This is a genomic window from Verrucosispora sp. SN26_14.1 (genome assembly GCF_004307965.1).
GTDB lineage: Bacteria > Actinomycetota > Actinomycetes > Mycobacteriales > Micromonosporaceae > Micromonospora.
In genome coordinates this window covers 1-1,882 of record NZ_SISL01000727.1, presented here as the reverse complement: position 1 = coordinate 1,882, position 1,882 = coordinate 1, and the positions used below count along the sequence as shown (strand labels likewise).

Annotated in this window: 2 protein-coding genes; one reads left to right on the top strand and one right to left on the bottom strand. The window is 73.5% G+C overall.

Going from position 1 to position 1,882, the window contains the following annotated elements:
- Positions 1-251: 251 nt before the first annotated feature.
- On the bottom strand, positions 252-860 hold the full coding sequence (locus EYA84_RS31365; protein WP_217705967.1) for a response regulator transcription factor: 609 nt from the start codon (positions 858-860) through the stop codon (positions 252-254).
- Positions 861-1,079: 219 nt separating this feature from the next.
- Here EYA84_RS31365 and EYA84_RS31360 point away from each other — a divergent pair.
- A partial coding sequence (locus tag EYA84_RS31360; RefSeq protein WP_201272545.1) for a hypothetical protein occupies positions 1,080-1,882 on the top strand: 803 nt, incomplete at its 3' end.

Here is a 1,882-nt window from a genome sequence, read left to right as displayed (position 1 = left end):
GGCAGGAGCGGGTGGCGTGGGCGGGGCCGGCGCGGGCGCGGCGACGGCGACCCCTGTGCCGGGTGGCGGCGCGGCGACGAGCAGCACGGCCAGGACGACAGGGATTCCGATCATGCGTCGCACGTGGACCTCGCGAGGCGGACGTCGTACGGGATGGCCACCGCCATCCTGCGGTGCCCCGGCGGCCGGCCGCCTCGACCGGTGGGGCACCCGAGGGGGCAGCGGGGCCCGCCCGTTGAGGCAACCACGTCCTAGATCAGGCCGTTGCGCAGCGCGTACGCCACGGCGTGCGCCCGGTTGCGCAGTTGCAGCCGACTGGTGACGTCGTGCAGGACGTTCTTCACGGTCCGCTCCGAGTACGACAGCTTGCCGGCGATCTCCCGGGTGTCGAGCCCGTCCGCGACGAGCCGCAGCACGTCCACCTCGCGGGTGCTCAGCCCGAGCAGGGTGAGCCCGCGCGGTTCGAGGACCTGGCGCTGCAACCGCCCCATCTGGGCCATCAGCCGACCCAGCAGGTCCGCCGGGAGCGCACCCTCACCACGGGCCACGGCCAGCACGATGTGGCTGAGCCGTTCGGCGCTCGCCTCGGTGCGGCGGACCAGCCCCACCACGCCGTGCTCCACCGCCTGGGACAGGCCGGCGTCGTCGATCCGGGCCGGCACCAGCACCAGTTTGGCCGGGCCGGTGCGGTGCAGGCGGCGCAGCAGCCGGATGGCCGACTCGTCGAGCACGTCGACGACCACCAGCGAGACGCTCTCGGGCGTCTCCCGGCCCGGCTCGATCACCCACAGGTCCGGTCGGGCACGCAGTTGGCTCTCCACCCCCGACCGCGAGATCGGGTCCTCCGCGTGGACGCTCACCGTGACACGCTGCATCTCCAGCCTCCCCCACACCTCGACACCCGGTCCCGGTGGTCCGGCCCGGACGGCGCGGCGCAGCGGGTGCCACGCCGGTACGCAGAGCATGGTCGGTGTGACTTCGCGTGCACCTAACGTGGACCTAACGGGCAACCGTTCTGCCCGTGCCGGTTCCCCGCCGGACGGTAGGCAGGCGTCGACGCCCGCCTACCGTGGGCGGACATGAGCGTCTCGTTGGGCCTGGTGGACACCCCGACGGTGGTCGTACCGGGAGAAAGCGTCGACATCCCGGTGACGATCCGCAACTCGGGTGACGTCGTCGAAGCGTACGACCTCACCATCGTCGGCGTGCCCGACGCGTGGGCGACGTTCGATCCGCCCCGGGTCTCCCTCTATCCCGGCGCCAGCGAGACCGTCGTGCTCACCGTGCGCCCGCCCCGGTCCTCCGAGGTCCGCGCCGGGGACCTGCCCTACGGCGTACGGGTGGTCCCGTCCGAGGCGCCGGAGACCGCGACGGTCGAGGAAGGTCTGCTGACCATCGCGCCCTTCTCCGAGGTGGCCGCCGAACTCCGGCCGCAGGTGCGGCGGGCCCGGCTCGGTGCCCGCTACCGCCTCGCCGTGCTCAACGGCGGCAACATCGGGGAGGAGTTGACCGTCGCGGCGACCGACGGGGCGGAGCAACTGCACTTCGCGGCCCGCCCGACGGCGATGGTCCTGGCGGCGGGCGAGCAGTTCGAGGCCGCACTCCGGGTACGGGCGAAGCGGTTGCTCTGGCGCGGCACGCCCCGTCACCTGCCGTTCCGGGCCCTGCTGACCGACCGGGACGGTCGGGCGATCACCCTGGACGGCACCCTGGTGCAGCAGCCCGTCCTCTCCGGGTGGCTGCTCAAACTGTTGGCGCTGCTGTTGGCGTTGCTGCTGCTCCTGCTCGCGCTCTGGTTCGGCCTGCTGCGTCCGGCGGTGCAGTCGGCCGCCCAGGAGGCCGCCGACGAGCGGGTGGCGCAGGCCGCGACCCAGATGGAGGC